Consider the following 15,517-nt stretch of genomic DNA (forward strand, 5'->3'; position numbering starts at 1 on the left):
GAGCGGCAGCCCGACGACGTTGGAATAGGATCCGACGAGGCGCACCACGAAGCCGCCCGCCAAGCCCTGGATGGCATAACCGCCGGCCTTGCCGCGCCATTCGCCGGACTGGAGATAGCGCTCGATGTCCTCGCGCGACAGGCGTTTGAAGCGCACCCGCGTCTCGACGAGGCGCTCGCGCAGCTTGCCGGCGGGGGTGACGACGCAGACGCCGGTATAGACGCGGTGCGTGCGGCCCGAGAGGATGCGCAGGTTGGCCAGCGCATCGTCCTCGAGTTCGGCCTTCGGCATGACCTCGCGCCCCACCGCCACCACCGTGTCGGCGGCCAGCGTGTAGCGCCCGGCGATCTCGCCGCGCGCCCGCAAGCCCTCGTAGGCGGCCAGCGCCTTGCGCTTGGCAAGGCGCTTGGCAAGGGCGCGCGGCGTCTCGGAACGCTCGGGCGTCTCGTCGACGTCCGTGGGCGCCAGACGCTCGGGCTCGATGCCGACCTGCTGGAGAAGTTCGAGCCGCCGGGGCGAAGCCGAGGCGAGAACGAGGCCGCTTGCCGGCTTCATCGGGACGGTGCCTTACTTGAAGCGGTAGGTGATGCGGCCCTTCGTCAGATCGTAGGGCGTCATTTCCACGAGCACCTTGTCGCCCGTCAGGACGCGGATGCGGTTCTTGCGCATGCGGCCGGCCGTGTGGGCGATGATCTCGTGATCGTTCTCGAGCTTGATGCGGAAGGTCGCGTTGGGCAGGAGTTCGACAACGACTCCCGGGAACTCGAGAACTTCTTCTTTCGCCATGCGTCTACTGGACCTCGAAAAGATCGGGCCCCGGCGGTACATCCGCGGGACCCCGGAACGGTTCGGCCTGCCATCGAGCAGGGCCTCGTATCGTGAATTGAAGCCCTAAATCGGCGTTTGCCCGCCAAATTGCAAGCACTTCCCGACAGGGCCCGCCGCGCCGCGCCCCTGCCGCTCCCGGCAGGCGACGCGGAGCCAAGCCGGTCAGCTCGAAATGCGCTCGATCTCGGCACCGCAGCGGCCGAGCTTCTCTTCCAAGCGCTCGAAGCCGCGATCGAGATGGTAGACGCGATTGACGGTGGTCTCGCCGTCGGCGACGAGCCCAGCGATCACCAGCGACACCGAGGCGCGAAGGTCGGTCGCCATGACGGGCGCGCCGACGAGGCGCGGCACGCCCTCGACGCGGGCCATCTGGCCCGACAGCGTGATCTTGGCGCCGAGCCGCGCCAGCTCCTGCACATGCATGAAGCGGTTCTCGAAGATCGTCTCGGTGATGTGCGAGACCCCGTCCGAGCGCGTCATCAGCGCCATGAACTGCGCCTGCAGGTCGGTCGGGAAGCCCGGGAACGGATCGGTGACGACGTCCACCGGCCGGATGCCGCCGCCGTTGCGCACCACGCGCATGCCGTCCTCCGTGTCGGTGATCTCGACGCCGGCATCGCCCAGCGCCGTCAGCGCGGTCTGCAGGAGATCGGACCGCGTGCCCTCGAGGACGACGTCGCCGCCGGTCATCGCGACCGCCATGGCATAGGTGCCGGTCTCGATGCGGTCGGGCAGCACGCGGTGGCGCGCGCCCGACAGCGCGGTGACGCCCTCGATCGTGATCGTCGGCGTGCCCGCCCCGGTGATCCGGGCGCCCATCGCGTTGAGGCACTTGGCGAGATCAACGACCTCGGGCTCACGCGCGGCGTTCTCGAGCACGGTCTGGCCCTTGGCGAGCGAGGCCGCCATCATCAGGACGTGCGTGGCGCCGACCGAGACCTTCGGGAAGGTGAAGCGGTTGCCGACGAGGCCGCCCTTGGCCTCCGCGACGATGTAGCCGGCGTCGATGTCGATCGTGGCGCCGAGCGCGCGCAGGCCGTCGATGAAGAGATCCACCGGCCGCGTGCCGATGGCGCAGCCGCCCGGCAGGGAGACGCGGGCCTTGTGCATGCGGGCGAGCAGCGGGCCGATCACCCAGAACGAGGCGCGCATCTTCGAGACGAGCTCATAGGGCGCGGTGGTGTCGACGATGGTGCGCGCGGTGAAGTGGATGGTGCGGCCCGAGCCGGCGCTGAGCGCCAGACGCTTGCCCGACACCGTGTAGTCGACGCCGTGATTGCCGAGGATGCGAATCAGTTGCTCGACATCGGCGAGATGCGGCACGTTCTCGAGCGTCAGCGTGTCGTCGGTCAGGAGCGAGGCGATCATCAGCGGCAGCGCGGCGTTCTTGGCGCCCGAGATCGGGATCGTGCCGTTGAGGGCGTTGCCGCCGCGAATGCGAATTCGATCCATGGAGGTGCCTTGCGCGTTTGCCCGGAGGACGGACCGGGGCCGCCGCCACGCAGCCCGGCGAGACCGGAAGGGCCCCGAAAGGGGCCGGAAGCGCGTGTCCTACACGAGGCAACCCTGCCGATCAAATCGGTGCGGCCACGGACAGTCGGGGCCCGTGCCGGCGCGCCGTCTCAGTGCGGGCGCAGGAGCACGTCGAGGCCGAAGACGATCATCGCGGCGATCGCGATCTTCCAGAAGTCGCCGCGTCGGCGAAGGCCGGGAATGCCGAAGGGACGCCAGATCTGCGCGGCCATCAGCACGATCATCAGGAGGGAGAAGACCTTGTTCATCCGCCCCTCCCTAGCGGGAAACGCATGCGCTGTCGCGGGGCGCCGGGCCACCGGATCGAGCGGAAGGCATCGGCTCCCAAACGAAGAAGCCCGGCTGTCGCCGGCCGGGCCCCGATCACTTGCCGATCGCTCGATCACGCGCCGATGGCTCGACCACTGGTCGATAGGCCGATCGCGCTCAGCCGCGCTTGGGCGAGAGCACCGAGCCGATGACGTGGACGACGCCGTTCGACTGCTTGACGTCGGCGGTCTGGATCACGGCGCCCTTGCCGGCGCGGTCGATCACCACGAGGCGGCGGCCGTCCATCCTGACGGTCAGCGGCTCGCCCTCGACGGTCTTCAGCGTCACCTCGCCGCCGTTGCGGCGGGCGTCGCGCATCAGCCGCGCGGCCGAATAATCACCGGCCACCACGTGGTAGGTGAGGATGTCGGTGAGCATCGCCTTGTTCGCCGGCTTCACCAGCGTCTCGACCGTGCCCTTGGGCAGCTTGTCGAAGGCGCGGTTTGTGGGAGCGAAGACGGTGAACGGGCCCTTCGAGGCCAGCGTGTCGACGAGGCCGGCGGCCTTCACGGCGGCGACGAGCGTGGTGAGGTTCGGCGCCTTCGGCGCGTTCTCGGCGATCGTCTTCGAGGCATACATCGGCGCGCCGCCGACCATCACGGGCGACTGGGCGAGGGCGGGCGTGGCGAGGGCTGCGATGAGCGCGGCCACGGCGAGCGAGGGCATGCGAATCATGGGATCGGTCTCCTTCGATGCCTTCCCGTTCGGCGGGCAAGGTCGGGAGAGCTACGAGCGCGGCGGGCGGGCGGGATGCAGGGGGCCGGCGAATTTTTCACGCCGCCGTGATCGACAAGGCCGAGGGAAGCGAAGGGCGTTCTCGAGAGCCCTTCGCGCCGCTAGATCGAATGCAGGGCGCCCTGCCCCACCACCGGCCCGGTGGGCTGGCCGGTGGGAGAGCCGCCAGCAGGCTCGAGCGAGACGGCGAGCGTCGCGTCCTGCCGCGCGCCCATGTCCATGTCGCCCATATGGCCGCCGCTGAGGTCGATGCGCTGGGGCGAGGCGGGATCGAGGACGCCCATCGAGATGGGTATGCCGCCGGCCGGGATGAACCAGAGTTCGGGCACGCGGCCCTCGCCGGCCTCCATGCGCACGGGCACGAGCGTCGCCTGCCCGCTGGCGGGGTCGATCACCGCGGTGAAGAGCGGCAGCCCGTCGGCGGCCGCGATCGAGGCGGTCATCATGACGGGCGCAGGCGCATTGGCGATCACCGCCAGCCCGGCGAGGCTGGCGAGTGCGACGCCGGACGCCCCGAGCGCCAGCCACTGCCAGATGGCGGCGACGCGACGTCCAAGCGTACGCGCTCCCGCCGGCGGCACGGCGCGGGCATAGGCGCCTCGCGGCAGCTCGGCCTCGATCGCGCTCCAGAGATGGGTGGGCGGCGCGACGGGATCGATCGCGCTCGCGAGCGGCGCGAAACGTCCCTCCCAATCCGCGACGTCGCGCGCGAACGTGTCGTCCTCGCGCATCAGGCGCTCGGCAAGGCGTCGGTCGCGGGTCGGCAGCACGCCGAGCGCGTATTCGGCGGCGAGAAACCCTTCGTCCCGGTCCGGGTCGGCCGCGTCGCTCATGGTTCGAGGCATCCTTTCAGACGAATCAGGCCACGCCTGATGGTGCTCTTCATCGTTCCCAGCGGCACCCTCTCGCGGGCCGCGATCTCCTCGTACGTCCGGCCCTCGAAGAAGGCCGAGACGATCGACGCGCGCGCCTTGGCCTCGAGCGTCTCGAGGCAGCGGCGCAGCGCCCGCGCCTCGTCGTCCGATTCCAGGCGCGCAAGCGGATCCGGGCCGTCGTCCGCCAGTTCGCCGGCCTCGTCGATCGGGGCGGCGAAGCGGCGGGGCCCGAGCGCGCGCAGCCGATCGATGGCGCGGTTGCGTGCGATCGTCGCCAGCCACGTGATCGGACTGGCCCGCGCCGGGTCGAACCGGTCCGCGCGGTTCCACACCGCGACGTAGACGTCCTGGAGCACGTCTTCCGACTCTTCCCTATCGTGCAAGATACGCAGCACGATGCCCAATAGTTTCGCCGAGGTCAGATCGTAGATGTCGTGGAGCGCGTCGCGGTCTCCGCGTGCCACCGCCGCGAGGCGGCCGGCCAGATGGTCCCTTCGATCGGCGGCGGTCATCGTCACGGCATGTCCGTTCGGTTCCGGGGCGCGGGCGTTCGAGCCGGCGCGCCACCGGAACAAGCGCGCGGCGCGATTGTCAACCGCAAGCTGCGGCGATCGTGCCGGGGAACCCTTCGGCGAAGGCGGCGGTTGCACCAGCAGAGGCCGGTCCGTGACCGGCGCAGGAGACATCCCTCATGAGCACGTCCAACGCCCACATTCGCATCGAGCGCGATCCGCGCCCGGTCCAGGTCCTCTTCCACGACGCGGTGATCGCCTCGACCAAGGACGCGCTCGTCCTCACCGAAGGGTCCTATCCGCCGGTCTATTATATTCCGAAAGCCCATGTGGAGATGGCCTTCCTGCACGAGAGCGATCGCCGCACGACCTGCCCGCACAAGGGCGAGGCGCGCTACTGGTCGATCTCCGCAGAGGGCTACGGCGCCGAGAACGCGGTCTGGGGCTACGACCAGCCGAAGGCCGGCGTCACCGAGATCGCCGATCACGTCGCCTTCTATCCCGACAAGGTCCGCATCGCGGTCGGCGAACCCGCCTGATCCCGGCGGCTCCGACAGGGCGGGTCGTCCGCTGAATTCTCGACGGTGCGACTGGAACGCGCAGGCAGCCTGTTCGTTTGGAAGCCATAGGGACAAAAGACTTCAGGATCCACCATGCGCAAGCTTCTTCTCGTTTCCGCCGCGGCCGCGATGCTCGCCGGCCCCGCCTTCGCCCAGACCACCGTCGTCACCACGACCGAGCCGGCCTCGAACGGCGAGCGGGCGGCCGGAACACTGGCGGGCACGGGCACGGGCACGGGCGCCGTGGCCGGTGCTCTCGTCGGCGGCCCGATCGGCGCTGTGGTCGGCGGCGTCGCCGGCACGATCATCGGCGGTGCGGCCTCGGCGCCCGACGAGGTGCGCCAGTATGTCGTCGCCAACCCGACGACGCCCGTCACGGTGGAGGGCAAGATCGTCGACGGCTACAGCGTGCCGCAGACCGTGGTGCTGGCACCCGTGCCATCGAACCCGGACTACGAGTACTTCTATGCTGACGGCAATCGTCCGGTGATCGTCTCGAAAGCCGATCGCCGCGTCGTCTATTACACCGAGTAAGCCTTCCCCGACTGTCAGGACCGGCCGGGCGGATCGCACGGCCGGTTTCGTGTCACGCCGTCATGCCCCGTTCGGGCGTGGCGGCGTCGCTCGTTGAGCCTCGCTGTCGAGTTCAGCGGTCACTGTGGCCGAGACTGCGATCGGGATCGAGGTGATCGCGCACGCGCTGCTTGAGGATCTTGGCCTCCGGAAAGCCGCCGTCGCGCTTGCGCTCCCAGATCAGATCGTTCTCGTAATGCACCTCGAAGATCCCGCCGGTTCCCGGCAGGAGCGCCACTTCGCCGAGATCGGTCGAGAAGGTCGAGAGCAGTTCCTGCGCCAGCCAGGCCGACCGCAGCAGCCACTGGCACTGCGTGCAGTAGCGGATGGTGATGCGCGGACCCGTAGCCGACGCAGCGTCGCCCGTCTCGCCGGGATCGGGCAGGCCGTCGATGGACTCGGGGCGGGTCATGACAGGCTCTTCCGGCGATCGTTCGACAGGGTGCCATGTTGTCGGCCGGGTGCCGTCGAGCGTCAAGCACCGGCGCACGTCCCCGCCACCGCCAAAACCATCGACTTCATGTCTTGCTTATGAGTAGCGCCCTATCTATATCCGCTCGCATGACGGGGATCGACAGTGCCTTAAAGGCTCAGTTCACGGAAACGCTGGTGAAGACCGGGCGCAAGCTGCGCACGCGCTTCAACGCCGAAGTCGTGCGCCACGGGCTGACCTATCCGCGCGCCCGCGCGCTGGCCGTGCTCGCCGGGCGCGGCCCGTTGCGCCAGGGCGAACTGGCCGGCGAGCTCGAACTCGAGGGCCCGACAGTGGTGCGCCTCCTCGACGGCATGGAGAAGCTGGGCTTGGTGGAGCGCCGGAGTGTCGACGGCGACCGACGGGCCAAGCAGGTCGCGCTGACCGCGCACGGCCACGAACAGGCCGCGCTGGTGTCGGCGATCTCGGCGCGCATCCGCGACGTCGTGCTGGCGCGGAGCGAGGTCAGCGACATCACCGCCGCGCTCGGCGTCCTTGCTGAGATCGGCGCGGCCATCGACGGCGACTTCGGCGACGAAGCCGGATCCGGCAGCCGCCGCCGGGTGGAGGCGCTCGCGGATGGACGCTAGAACCGAGGACGCCAAGGCTCCCGAGCGCGACACCGAGCCGGCCATGCTGCGCGAAAGCGCGCAGGTCGGCGGCGCCGCGCCGGCCGATCTCATGCCCGACGGTTCGGCCGTGCGCCGGTGGCGCGGCGCGCCGATGCCGGCGCCCGCCCCCTTCGTGCCCAAGCCCGCCTGGCTCGCCGCCTGCTACATCATCGCCTCGACCATGATCGCGATGACGCAGGGGCTCGGCCTCAACCTCGTCACCGCCAATCTCTACCAGATCCAGGGACCGCTCGGCGCCACGCTGAACGAGACCGTCTGGCTCTCGGCCGCCTATCTCGCGCCCAATGTCAGCCTGACGCTGCTGCTGACGAAGATGCGCGCCCAGTTCGGCCTCCGCAATTTCGCCACCGCCGCGATCCTCGCCTTCGTGGCGGTCGCTTCGCTGCACCTCACCGTCGACGACATCCAGTCGGCGATCGTGGTGCGGTTCTTCGCCGGCGTCGCGGCCTCGCCGATGTCCTCGCTCGCCTTCCTCTACATGCTGGAATCCTTCCCGCCGGAGCGCAAGATGACGGTGGGGGTCAGCTTGGCGATGACCAACCTGTCGATCGCCGCACCGCTGGCGCGCCTCGTCTCGCCCCGCCTGCTCGATCTCGGCGACTGGAACGGCCTGTTCCTGCTGGAGACGGCACTGGCGCTCGTCAGTTTCTGCCTCATCCGCCTCCTGCCGCTGAACTCGCCGCCGAAGACGCCGGTGATCGAGCCGATGGACGTCGTGAACTACGTCTTCATCGCCGTCGGGCTCGGCTCGATCGCTGTGGTGGCGACGGTCGGCCCCTTCTACTGGTGGTTCGAGGCACCGTGGATCGGTGGGCTTCTCGCCGTCGGCGTCGCCAGCCTGACGGTGGCGGTGGTGATCGAGCTCAACCGCGCCAACCCGCTCATCGACATCCGCTGGATCACCTCGCGCGAGATCCTGCACTTCGCCGGGACGCTGCTGCTCTTCCGCCTGCTCCTGTCCGAGCAGGCGAGCGGAGCCACCGGCTTCTTCCAGGTGCTCGGCCTGAAGAACGAGCAGATGACGACGCTCTATCTGGTGATGATCGGCTCAGCCGTCGCCGCCGGGTTGGTCTGCACGCTCATCGTGCGGCCGGGACGCGCGCCCTACATCCACATCGTGGCGCTGTCCTTCCTCATCGCGGGATCGCTGATGGATGCGCAGGCGACCGTGCTGACGCGGCCCGAGCAGATGTATCTCAGCCAAGGGTTGATCTCGGCCGCCGGCGTCCTCTTCCTGCCGCCGGCCATGGCGGTGGGCTTCGGCTCGGCGATGAAGAAGGGAATGAACTACATCCTCTCCTTCCTCATCGTCTTCCTCACCACGCAGTCGCTCGGCGGGGCCATCGGCTCGGCCGTCTTCCGTACCTTCGTCACCGTCCGCGAGAAGTTTCACTCGAACCAGATCGCCGAGTCGGTCGTGCTCTCCGATCCCGTGGTGGCGGCGCGCATTGCGCAGCTCGGCGCCGCCTATGCGCGGGTTCTGCCCGATGCCGCCCTGCGGCAGGCGGAGGGGCTGGCGCTGCTCGGCACGCAGGCCACCCAGCAGGCCAACGTCCTCGCCTATAACGACGCGTTCCTCGCGACCGCCGTGCTCGCCGCGCTGGGTCTCGCCGCGCTTCTCCTCCATCTTGCGGTCACCGTGCTGCGCACCCGCCTCGCGCCCAGCCCGTCTGCCGCCGTCCCGTCCTGAATCCGCCCGTTCGCCCGCAAGGCCCGCCCCAAGGTCGCCCCGATGAAGCTTTCCCAGACGCTCTCCACCCTCACGGCCCTCGCGGTCGGCCTCGCGGGCGTCGCGCTCGTGCTCTACGCCTGGCGCCTGCCGCCCTTCGCCACCAGCGTCGAGACCACGAACGACGCCTTCGTGCGTGGACAGGTGACGGTGCTCTCGCCGCAGCTGGCGGGCTACATCGCGGAGGTCGCGGTGCAGGACTATGCGAGCGTCGAGGAGGGCCAGCTCATAGCCCGGATCGACGACCGGATCTTCGCGCAGAAGCTGGCGCAAGCGAAGGCGACGCTGGCGGGCCAGAAGGCGCAGCTCGCCAATTCGCAGCAGCAGCGCCGCTCCGGGGTCGCCAAGGTCGCGGCCAGCGAGGCGGCGGTGGCGAGCGCCCAGTCCGCCGTCGACACGGCCGAGGCCAACTACGCCCGCATCTCGCCGCTCGCCCGGCAGGGCTACGTCCCCGGCAGCGATCTCGATGTCGCCACCCGCACCCGCGATCAGGCGGCGGCTGCGCTCGACCAGTCGAAGGCCGCGCTCGAGGTCTCGCGCCAGGACCTGCAGACGGTGATCGTCGGGCGCCAGTCGCTCGAGGCCGCGGTGGAGGGCGCCGAGGCCTCCGTGCAGCTCGCCGAGATCGATCTCGGCAACACCCGCATCACCGCGCCCAAGGCCGGCCGGCTCGGCGAGGTCGGCGTCAAGCTCGGGCAATACGTGCAGGCCGGCACGCAGCTGACCAGCCTCGTGCCCGCCGTGGTCTGGATCGTGGCGAACTTCAAGGAGACGCAGCTGCCCGGCATGAGCATCGGCCAGCCCGTGCGCTTTACCGTGGACGCGCTCGGCGGGCGCGAGATGACCGGCCATGTCGAGCGCTTCGCGCCGGCCACGGGCTCGGAGTTCGCGGTGCTGAAACCCGACAACGCCACCGGCAATTTCACCAAGGTCGCCCAGCGCGTTCCCGTGCGGATCGCCATCGACGGCAGCCCGGAGGCGACCGCCGACCTCGCACCCGGCATGTCGGTCGTCGTGCGGCTGGACACGCGGGCGACGGGCGTGGCCACCGACACGGCCGCCGCCGCACCGGCCGGGGCGACACACGCGGTCGACTAATTGGCTCCAGCGGTTTGATTTAGGCTCAAACCTACTAGCGAAGCTGGTAGGTTCCGGTCTCGCGCCCGGACCGGGACTGGCCTAGTCTCCCGGCTTGGGGCTCTGGCCGGACGTGGCGCGACGATGATCTTTCCTTCTGCGAAGCCGGCTTTCTCGGGAGGCTGCGGACGGCCGTCGGCTCCGTGTCCCACAGCCCCGATCCCGTCGCGCAGTGGCGTTGCGGCCGCTTGCGGGGCCGCGCGATGAGTGAAAGTGCGGACGGGTCGGCGCAGTTCGACGCGCTGGCTCGCTACGATGTCGTCGACACCGCTGCCGAGCCGGCCTTCGACGATGTCGTGGCGCTGGCGGCGCGCATCTGCGAGGCGCCGATGGCCTCGATCAGCCTCGTCGACGGACGGCGCCAATGGTTCAAGTCGCAGATCGGCCTCGGCGTCGCCGAGACCGCGATCGACGTGTCCGTCTGCGCGCGGATCCTCGATCAGCCCGGCATCAGCGTCCTGCCCGATCTCACCCTCGACCCGCGCTTCAGCGACCTTCGCCGCGACACCGCGCTCGGGCGCCTGCGCTTCTATGCCGGCTGCCCGCTCGTCACCGCCGACGGCATCGCCATCGGGGCGCTCGCCGTGCTCGACGTCCAGCCTCGGCCGGACGGCCTGAGCGATCTTCAGGTGATGACGCTGGAGGTGCTGGGCCGGCAGGTGATGCAGCTCATCGAAAACCGGCGCGTGCTGCGCGAGCGCAACGAGAGCGAATCGCAGTTCCGGGTTCTCACCGACTCGATGCCGCAGATGATCTGGACGACGCGGCCGGACGGGTTCCACGATTTCTACAACGAGCGCTGGTACGAGTTCACCGGCATGCCCCACGGCTCCACCGACGGCGAGGGCTGGAACGGCATGTTCCATCCCGATGACCGCGAGCGGGCCTTCGCCGCCTTCCGCCACTGCCTCGCCACTGGCGATCTCTACGAGATCGAGTACCGGCTGCGCCATCATAGCGGCGAGTATCGCTGGGTGCTCGGACGCGCCGTGCCGTTGCGCGACGCCGCCGGCCAGATCTCGCGCTGGTTCGGCACCTGCACCGACATTCACGCCATCAAGCGCACGGAGACCGCGCTGGCCGACAGCGAGGAGCGCTTCCGCACGCTGATCGAGGTGGCGCCGCAGGTCGTCTGGTTCGCGGGGCCCGACGGCGCGATCACCTATTCCAGCCCGCACTGGTACGACTATACCGGATGCGACCCGGCCCAGGGCATCGACGAGACCTGGGCGCAGGCGGTGCCGGCCGAGCACCGGGGGCGCCTGGAGGCGGCCTGGGCAACGGCGCTCGGTGCCGGCGACGCCTATGAGATCGAGATCCCCTTCCGCCGCCGCGACGGTGCCTTCCGCTGGTTTCTCGTGCGGGCCCAGCCGGTGCGCGACAGGGCCGGGCGCATCGAGCGCTGGGCCGGGATCAGCATCGACATCCACGAGAGACGGCAGGCCGAGGAGGCGGGCGATCTTCTGGCGCGCGAACTCGCCCACCGCATCAAGAACATCTTCGCGGTCATCGCCAGTCTCGTCGCCGTGTCGGCGCGCGGCGACCCGGCGGTGCGCCCCTATGCCGATGCCCTGCGCCAGCGCCTCTCGACGCTGGCCCTCGCGCACGACTACGTCCGCCCGCACAGCGAGGCCTCGCGGCCCGAGCCGCTGGCGGTCACGATCCACGGCCTCCTCGCCACCCTCCTCGACGCCTATCGCGACGGCGAGGACGAGCCGCGCATCGCGATCACGGGTCCCGATCACCCGATCGGTGCGCGGGCCGCCACCGCCATGGCGCTCATCGTCCACGAGCAGGCGACGAACGCGATGAAATACGGCGCGCTGTCTCTCGATGGGGGCCGGGTCGGCATTGAGACGCGGATCATGGCGGAGACGATCGAGATCCACTGGCGCGAATCGGGTGGCCCGCCGATCACCGGCGCTCCGACACGGCGCGGCTTCGGCACGGTGCTCGCCGAGCGCAGTGCCAGCGGCCAGCTCGGCGGCGAGATGCGGCACGACTGGAAGCCCGAGGGCCTGCGCTCGGTGCTCGCCGTGCCGCTCGCAAGCTTGCGCGACTGACGCACGAAGCCGGGGACGGCGGGGCCTTGCCGGCTCTCCCGCTCTCGTCAGCGGCGCCCCGATCTGCAACATCCTCGCTCGCGGACCGCCCGTTCGTTTCGCCCTCGACGTGACCTGCCGGGAGACGGCCATGCCCCAGATGACCCGCGACCATCGCCAGCTTCACCAGCTGATCGCCGGCCTGACGGACGGGATCGTCATCATCGATGTCGATCAGACGATTCTCTGGGCCAACGACGCAGCGATCCGCATGCACGGTGTCAAGCGGCTCGCCGATCTCGGCCGCAACCTCGACGACTATCGCGAGCGCTTCCGCCTCGCCACTCGCGACAAGCGCCCACTCGGGCAGGACGACATCGCCATCGACCGGGTGATCGGCGGCGAGGAGAGCGTCGCCGTCATCGTCGAGGTGGTGCCGGCCGACGACCCCGACGATCTGCGCATTCACTCGATCCGCTTCCAGGTCATCACCGACGAGGCCGGCGACCCCGATTATCTCGTGATGGTGGTGGAGGACGAGACGGCGCGCGTCGAGGCCGAAGACCGGTTCGAGAGCGCCTTCAACGCCAACCCGGCCCCCGCCCTCATCTGCCGCCTGTCGGACCTGCGCTTCGTGCGCGTCAACCAGGGCTTCGCCGAAATGACGGGCTACAAGCGCTCCGACATCGTCGGACGCTCCGCCTACGAGCTCGACGTGCTGGCGGGCTCGCGCGACCGGGAGCAGGCGATCGAGCGCCTGCGCGAGGGCCGGACGATCCCGCAGACGGAAGCCGATCTCGCGCTGCCGGACGGAGGCGACAAGCGCGTGCTCGTCGCCGGCCAGCCGATCGCCATCGCCGACGAGCACTGCATGCTCTTCACCTTCGCCGATCTCGAGCCGCGGCGTCTGGCCGAGCGGGCTTTGCGCCAGAGCGAGGAGCGCTTCGCCAAGGCCTTCCGGCTGTCGCCGGCGGCCTGTGCCATCTGCCGGCTCGAACCGCTGGGTTTCGTCGAGGTGAACGACGCCTTCGCCGAGCTTCTCGGGCGCAGCAAGGGCGAGATCCTCGGCCATGGCGCCGAGGTTCTGGCGGCCGGCGGCGAGGCACGCGAGCGGATCGGCGAGGCGTTGGCGCGCGAGGCGAGCGTGCGCGACCTCGACGTCGCCCTCCTCACCGCCTCGGGCGAGAGCGTCGACTGCCTGCTGGCCGCCGAGCGCATCCAGATCGACGACGAGGACTGCGTCCTCTGCGTGCTGCAGGACATCACCGAGCGCAAGCGGACCGAGATCGAACTCGTCGCCGCGATCGAGACGGTGATGTCGGACACGTCCTGGTTCAGCCGGCGCATCGTCGAAAAGCTCGCCTCGCTGCGCCAGACCCCGGCCAATCCGTCACGCCGGGCCGATATCGACGACCTGTCGGAGCGCGAGCGGGGCGTCCTCGACCTCATCTGCCAAGGCCTCGGCGACAAGGAGATGGCGGCCGCCCTCAACCTGTCGCCCCACACGGTGCGCAACCACGTCGCCTCGCTCTATCGCAAGATCGGCGTCACCCGGCGCAGCGCCGCGATCGTCTGGGCGCGCGAGCGCGGCATCACCGGAAACGGCACGGCGACGAAACGCGCAGGCCACGACGGACGCGAGACGTGAGGGGGCGCCGGCGACGGGAGCGGCGTCAGCCGCCCGCGGGCTCGGTGCCCGGCCGGGGGGCCATCCGACTGGCGTCGGGAATCGCCAGCGGACCCGGCAGGCGGATCGCCAGATTGTAGCGCGGCACCTCGCCGGCCTCGCGCCAGAAGCGGATGATGGTGCCCTCGTCTTCCGCCTCGAAGGGTTCGAGCGCGGCGATCCTGCGGGCGAGATCGGAGGGCGCGGGCCAGGACATGCGCTCGAAGGCCGCCGAGACCGCCGCCGCGGCATCGCGCGCGGCGGCGTCGGCCGTCGCGGGGTCGAGAAGATTGAGCTTCATACGCATTTCGCGCACCGCCTCCGGGCCGGGGCCGCGCAGCATGGCGAAGGAGCGCGTCGCATCGCCGCCGTCGCCGGGCGCGGGATAGACCCGCTCGCCCGCGCATTCGGCACGCGCCTCGCCGAGCGCACTCCCCGTCCAGCCCTCCATCCGCCAGCCCGCCGCCGCGAAGGCGGCGCAGAGGGCACCCGGCGCCGCCCGCACCCCGCGCTCGAACGCCGGGCGCTCCGGCCCGACCGCGAGGTCGCGGAGCCAAGCCTGCGCATCGTCCACCACGAGCCCGGTCTCGCCCGCTTGCGAACCGGGTTCGGGCTCGGCCGGCACGGATCCGGGCAGCACCTGCGGCGGACGCACGGACACGAAGACCGGGCCGGTCCCGACGCCCAGACGCGGCAGCACGACGGCCAGCGCCACCGCAGCCACGCCGGCGACGACGGCCAGCCGTCCCACGGTCGCCGCAAGTTCGCGGTTCCAGAGCACCGCCGGGAGCTTCGACACGACCCGAGGTCTCCTCTCGTCTTCGATCCTGTTTATGACTAAGCTTGTAGTCATGAAGATCGAATCCGTCATCCGTTGGACCACGGCGCTCGTCGTGCTGGTTCCCCTGGTCGCATCGCGTCCCGCATCGGCCGACCAGCGCCTCGTCTGCAATCTCGGCGCGGCGGCCTGCCGCCAGCTCGACCGGCGAGCCGCGGACGGCGACGATACGCAGGTCCGCGCCACCGGGAATGCCGCGATCGACCGCGCCCGCAACCGTCGCGCGCTCGTCAGCGCCCAACGGGCACGGGCCGACCGCACGGCGCGTCAAAACCAGACATCGGGCCGATGCGACAACGGCGTGGTGATGCGCGGAGAGAACACCCGCGCGGTGCGCACCTGCTGAAGCGCCAACGAAACGCCCTCAGCGGGCTTTCGCGGCTCCGCCGGACTTGGTGAGAAGATCGGGCCGGCGCTCCCCGGTGATCCGCTCGGCCTCCGCGCGGCGCCAGCGTTCCACCGCACCATGGTCGCCCGAGCGCAGCACGGCCGGAATCTCGCGACCCTCCCAGATCGTCGGGCGCGTGTAATGCGGGTGCTCCAGCAGCCCGCCCTCGAAACTCTCGGTGTCCCCCGACAACGCGTTGCCCATGACGCCCGGCAGCAGCCGCACAGCGGCGTCGAGCAGCACCATCGCCGCCATCTCGCCGCCCGACAGGATGTAGTCGCCGATCGAGACCTCGATCAGGCCCCGCGCCTCGATCACCCGCTCGTCGACGCCCTCGAACCGGCCGCAGACGACCACGGCGCCCTCGCCCGCCGCGATCTCGCGCACTTGGCGCTGCGTCAACGGCCGGCCGCGCGGGCTCATCAGAAGGCGCGGCCGGGCATCGCCCTCGGGCGCCGCCGCGTCGATGGCGCGGGCGAGCACGTCGGCGCGCAGCACCATGCCGGGCGAGCCCCCGGCGGGCGTATCGTCGACGAGGCGATGTCGCCCCTCGCCGAACTCGCGGATGTTGACGGTGTCGATCCGCCAGTCGCCGCGCTCGAGCGCCCGCCCCGCCAGCGAAACGCCGAGCGGGCCGGGAAACATCTCGGGATAGAGCGTGAGAATGGTGGCGCGAAAGCTCATCGAG

18 protein-coding genes are annotated in these 15,517 nt (G+C 70.3%); 8 read left to right on the forward strand and 10 right to left on the reverse strand.

Features of this window, described 5'->3' with window-relative positions:
• The 7 genes from AUL33_RS16675 to AUL33_RS16700 all read right to left on the reverse strand — a co-directional run.
• Positions 1 to 555 (reverse strand): Maf family nucleotide pyrophosphatase (locus AUL33_RS16675; RefSeq protein ID WP_062210753.1); only part of this gene is annotated, 555 nt, incomplete at its 3' end.
• A 12-nt stretch (positions 556 to 567) separates the two neighbouring features.
• The gene (gene infA / locus AUL33_RS16680; protein WP_062210756.1) at positions 568 to 786 is read right to left on the reverse strand and encodes a translation initiation factor IF-1; all 219 of its coding nucleotides are present in this window, start codon (positions 784 to 786) and stop codon (positions 568 to 570) included.
• 204 nt (positions 787 to 990) lie between these two features.
• Complete coding sequence (murA, locus tag AUL33_RS16685) at positions 991 to 2,280, reverse strand: UDP-N-acetylglucosamine 1-carboxyvinyltransferase (protein ID WP_062210760.1); 1,290 nt, start codon at positions 2,278 to 2,280, stop codon at positions 991 to 993.
• A gap of 170 nt (positions 2,281 to 2,450) precedes the next feature.
• Positions 2,451 to 2,609 (reverse strand): hypothetical protein, encoded by a 159-nt coding sequence (locus AUL33_RS22545; RefSeq protein WP_192843206.1) that lies wholly within the window; start codon positions 2,607 to 2,609, stop codon positions 2,451 to 2,453.
• Positions 2,610 to 2,787: 178 nt separating this feature from the next.
• Entirely contained in the window at positions 2,788 to 3,345 is a 558-nt protein-coding gene (locus AUL33_RS16690; protein WP_062210763.1) for a fasciclin domain-containing protein, read from the reverse strand.
• A 161-nt stretch (positions 3,346 to 3,506) separates the two neighbouring features.
• Entirely contained in the window at positions 3,507 to 4,238 is a 732-nt protein-coding gene (locus AUL33_RS16695) for an anti-sigma factor domain-containing protein (RefSeq protein ID WP_062210766.1), read from the reverse strand.
• On the reverse strand, positions 4,235 to 4,792 hold the full coding sequence (locus AUL33_RS16700) for a sigma-70 family RNA polymerase sigma factor (protein WP_062210830.1): 558 nt from the start codon (positions 4,790 to 4,792) through the stop codon (positions 4,235 to 4,237). Before AUL33_RS16700 ends, AUL33_RS16695 begins: the two co-directional genes overlap by 4 nt.
• Before the next feature lie 179 nt (positions 4,793 to 4,971).
• Between AUL33_RS16700 and AUL33_RS16705 the strand changes: the two genes are divergently transcribed.
• Both AUL33_RS16705 and AUL33_RS16710 read left to right on the forward strand, forming a co-directional pair.
• Complete coding sequence (locus AUL33_RS16705; RefSeq protein ID WP_062210769.1) at positions 4,972 to 5,331, forward strand: DUF427 domain-containing protein; 360 nt, start codon at positions 4,972 to 4,974, stop codon at positions 5,329 to 5,331.
• 114 nt (positions 5,332 to 5,445) lie between these two features.
• Positions 5,446 to 5,886 carry a DUF1236 domain-containing protein gene (locus AUL33_RS16710; protein ID WP_062210772.1) on the forward strand — a complete coding sequence of 147 codons (441 nt, stop codon included), beginning with the start codon at positions 5,446 to 5,448 and terminating at the stop codon, positions 5,884 to 5,886.
• A 112-nt stretch (positions 5,887 to 5,998) separates the two neighbouring features.
• Here the strand turns inward: AUL33_RS16710 and AUL33_RS16715 are convergent, their stop codons facing one another.
• Positions 5,999 to 6,337 carry a SelT/SelW/SelH family protein gene (locus AUL33_RS16715; protein WP_082652681.1) on the reverse strand — a complete coding sequence of 113 codons (339 nt, stop codon included), beginning with the start codon at positions 6,335 to 6,337 and terminating at the stop codon, positions 5,999 to 6,001.
• 149 nt (positions 6,338 to 6,486) lie between these two features.
• Here AUL33_RS16715 and AUL33_RS16720 point away from each other — a divergent pair, with 149 nt between their 5' ends.
• The 5 genes from AUL33_RS16720 (at position 6,487) to AUL33_RS16740 (ending at position 13,585) form a co-directional block, all read left to right on the forward strand.
• Positions 6,487 to 6,987 (forward strand): MarR family winged helix-turn-helix transcriptional regulator, encoded by a 501-nt coding sequence (locus AUL33_RS16720; RefSeq protein ID WP_082652682.1) that lies wholly within the window; start codon positions 6,487 to 6,489, stop codon positions 6,985 to 6,987.
• Between the two features lie 133 nt (positions 6,988 to 7,120).
• Positions 7,121 to 8,719 (forward strand): MFS transporter, encoded by a 1,599-nt coding sequence (locus AUL33_RS16725; RefSeq protein ID WP_062210836.1) that lies wholly within the window; start codon positions 7,121 to 7,123, stop codon positions 8,717 to 8,719.
• A gap of 42 nt (positions 8,720 to 8,761) precedes the next feature.
• Positions 8,762 to 9,856 carry an HlyD family secretion protein gene (locus tag AUL33_RS16730; protein WP_062210777.1) on the forward strand — a complete coding sequence of 365 codons (1,095 nt, stop codon included), beginning with the start codon at positions 8,762 to 8,764 and terminating at the stop codon, positions 9,854 to 9,856.
• A gap of 242 nt (positions 9,857 to 10,098) precedes the next feature.
• The gene (locus AUL33_RS16735) at positions 10,099 to 11,958 is read left to right on the forward strand and encodes a PAS domain-containing protein (RefSeq protein ID WP_156419455.1); all 1,860 of its coding nucleotides are present in this window, start codon (positions 10,099 to 10,101) and stop codon (positions 11,956 to 11,958) included.
• A gap of 130 nt (positions 11,959 to 12,088) precedes the next feature.
• Positions 12,089 to 13,585, forward strand: a complete 1,497-nt coding sequence (locus tag AUL33_RS16740) for a helix-turn-helix transcriptional regulator (RefSeq protein WP_062210783.1) — start codon at positions 12,089 to 12,091, stop codon at positions 13,583 to 13,585.
• 25 nt (positions 13,586 to 13,610) lie between these two features.
• Here AUL33_RS16740 and AUL33_RS16745 read toward each other — a convergent pair whose 3' ends face one another.
• Entirely contained in the window at positions 13,611 to 14,402 is a 792-nt protein-coding gene (locus AUL33_RS16745; protein WP_062210786.1) for a DUF6030 family protein, read from the reverse strand.
• 52 nt (positions 14,403 to 14,454) lie between these two features.
• On the opposite strand from AUL33_RS16745, the gene AUL33_RS16750 reads away from it, so the two are divergent.
• Positions 14,455 to 14,787, forward strand: coding sequence for a hypothetical protein (locus AUL33_RS16750; protein ID WP_062210789.1), 333 nt, complete (start codon positions 14,455 to 14,457; stop codon positions 14,785 to 14,787).
• 18 nt (positions 14,788 to 14,805) lie between these two features.
• On the opposite strand, the gene trmD is transcribed toward AUL33_RS16750, so the two are convergent.
• The gene (gene trmD / locus AUL33_RS16755) at positions 14,806 to 15,513 is read right to left on the reverse strand and encodes a tRNA (guanosine(37)-N1)-methyltransferase TrmD (protein ID WP_062210792.1); all 708 of its coding nucleotides are present in this window, start codon (positions 15,511 to 15,513) and stop codon (positions 14,806 to 14,808) included.
• Positions 15,514 to 15,517 lie beyond the last annotated feature (4 nt).

Source organism: Aureimonas sp. AU12 (assembly GCF_001463705.1).
Classification (GTDB): Bacteria; Pseudomonadota; Alphaproteobacteria; order Rhizobiales; family Rhizobiaceae; genus Aureimonas.

What these genes read in the sequence shown, in the direction of transcription:
- AUL33_RS16725 (WP_062210836.1), top strand. Translation starts at nt 7,121, where the DNA reads ATGCCGGCGCCCGCCCCCTTCGTGCCCAAGCCCGCCTGGCTCGCCGCC.
- trmD (WP_062210792.1), bottom strand. Translation starts at nt 15,513, where the DNA reads ATGAGCTTTCGCGCCACCATTCTCACGCTCTATCCCGAGATGTTTCCC.
- AUL33_RS16720 (WP_082652682.1), top strand. Translation starts at nt 6,487, where the DNA reads ATGACGGGGATCGACAGTGCCTTAAAGGCTCAGTTCACGGAAACGCTG.
- AUL33_RS16690 (WP_062210763.1), bottom strand. Translation starts at nt 3,345, where the DNA reads ATGATTCGCATGCCCTCGCTCGCCGTGGCCGCGCTCATCGCAGCCCTC.
- AUL33_RS16695 (WP_062210766.1), bottom strand. Translation starts at nt 4,238, where the DNA reads ATGAGCGACGCGGCCGACCCGGACCGGGACGAAGGGTTTCTCGCCGCC.
- AUL33_RS16715 (WP_082652681.1), bottom strand. Translation starts at nt 6,337, where the DNA reads ATGACCCGCCCCGAGTCCATCGACGGCCTGCCCGATCCCGGCGAGACG.
- AUL33_RS16710 (WP_062210772.1), top strand. Translation starts at nt 5,446, where the DNA reads ATGCGCAAGCTTCTTCTCGTTTCCGCCGCGGCCGCGATGCTCGCCGGC.
- AUL33_RS16705 (WP_062210769.1), top strand. Translation starts at nt 4,972, where the DNA reads ATGAGCACGTCCAACGCCCACATTCGCATCGAGCGCGATCCGCGCCCG.
- AUL33_RS22545 (WP_192843206.1), bottom strand. Translation starts at nt 2,609, where the DNA reads ATGAACAAGGTCTTCTCCCTCCTGATGATCGTGCTGATGGCCGCGCAG.
- AUL33_RS16730 (WP_062210777.1), top strand. Translation starts at nt 8,762, where the DNA reads ATGAAGCTTTCCCAGACGCTCTCCACCCTCACGGCCCTCGCGGTCGGC.
- murA (WP_062210760.1), bottom strand. Translation starts at nt 2,280, where the DNA reads ATGGATCGAATTCGCATTCGCGGCGGCAACGCCCTCAACGGCACGATC.
- AUL33_RS16750 (WP_062210789.1), top strand. Translation starts at nt 14,455, where the DNA reads ATGAAGATCGAATCCGTCATCCGTTGGACCACGGCGCTCGTCGTGCTG.
- infA (WP_062210756.1), bottom strand. Translation starts at nt 786, where the DNA reads ATGGCGAAAGAAGAAGTTCTCGAGTTCCCGGGAGTCGTTGTCGAACTC.
- AUL33_RS16700 (WP_062210830.1), bottom strand. Translation starts at nt 4,792, where the DNA reads ATGACCGCCGCCGATCGAAGGGACCATCTGGCCGGCCGCCTCGCGGCG.
- AUL33_RS16735 (WP_156419455.1), top strand. Translation starts at nt 10,099, where the DNA reads ATGAGTGAAAGTGCGGACGGGTCGGCGCAGTTCGACGCGCTGGCTCGC.
- AUL33_RS16740 (WP_062210783.1), top strand. Translation starts at nt 12,089, where the DNA reads ATGCCCCAGATGACCCGCGACCATCGCCAGCTTCACCAGCTGATCGCC.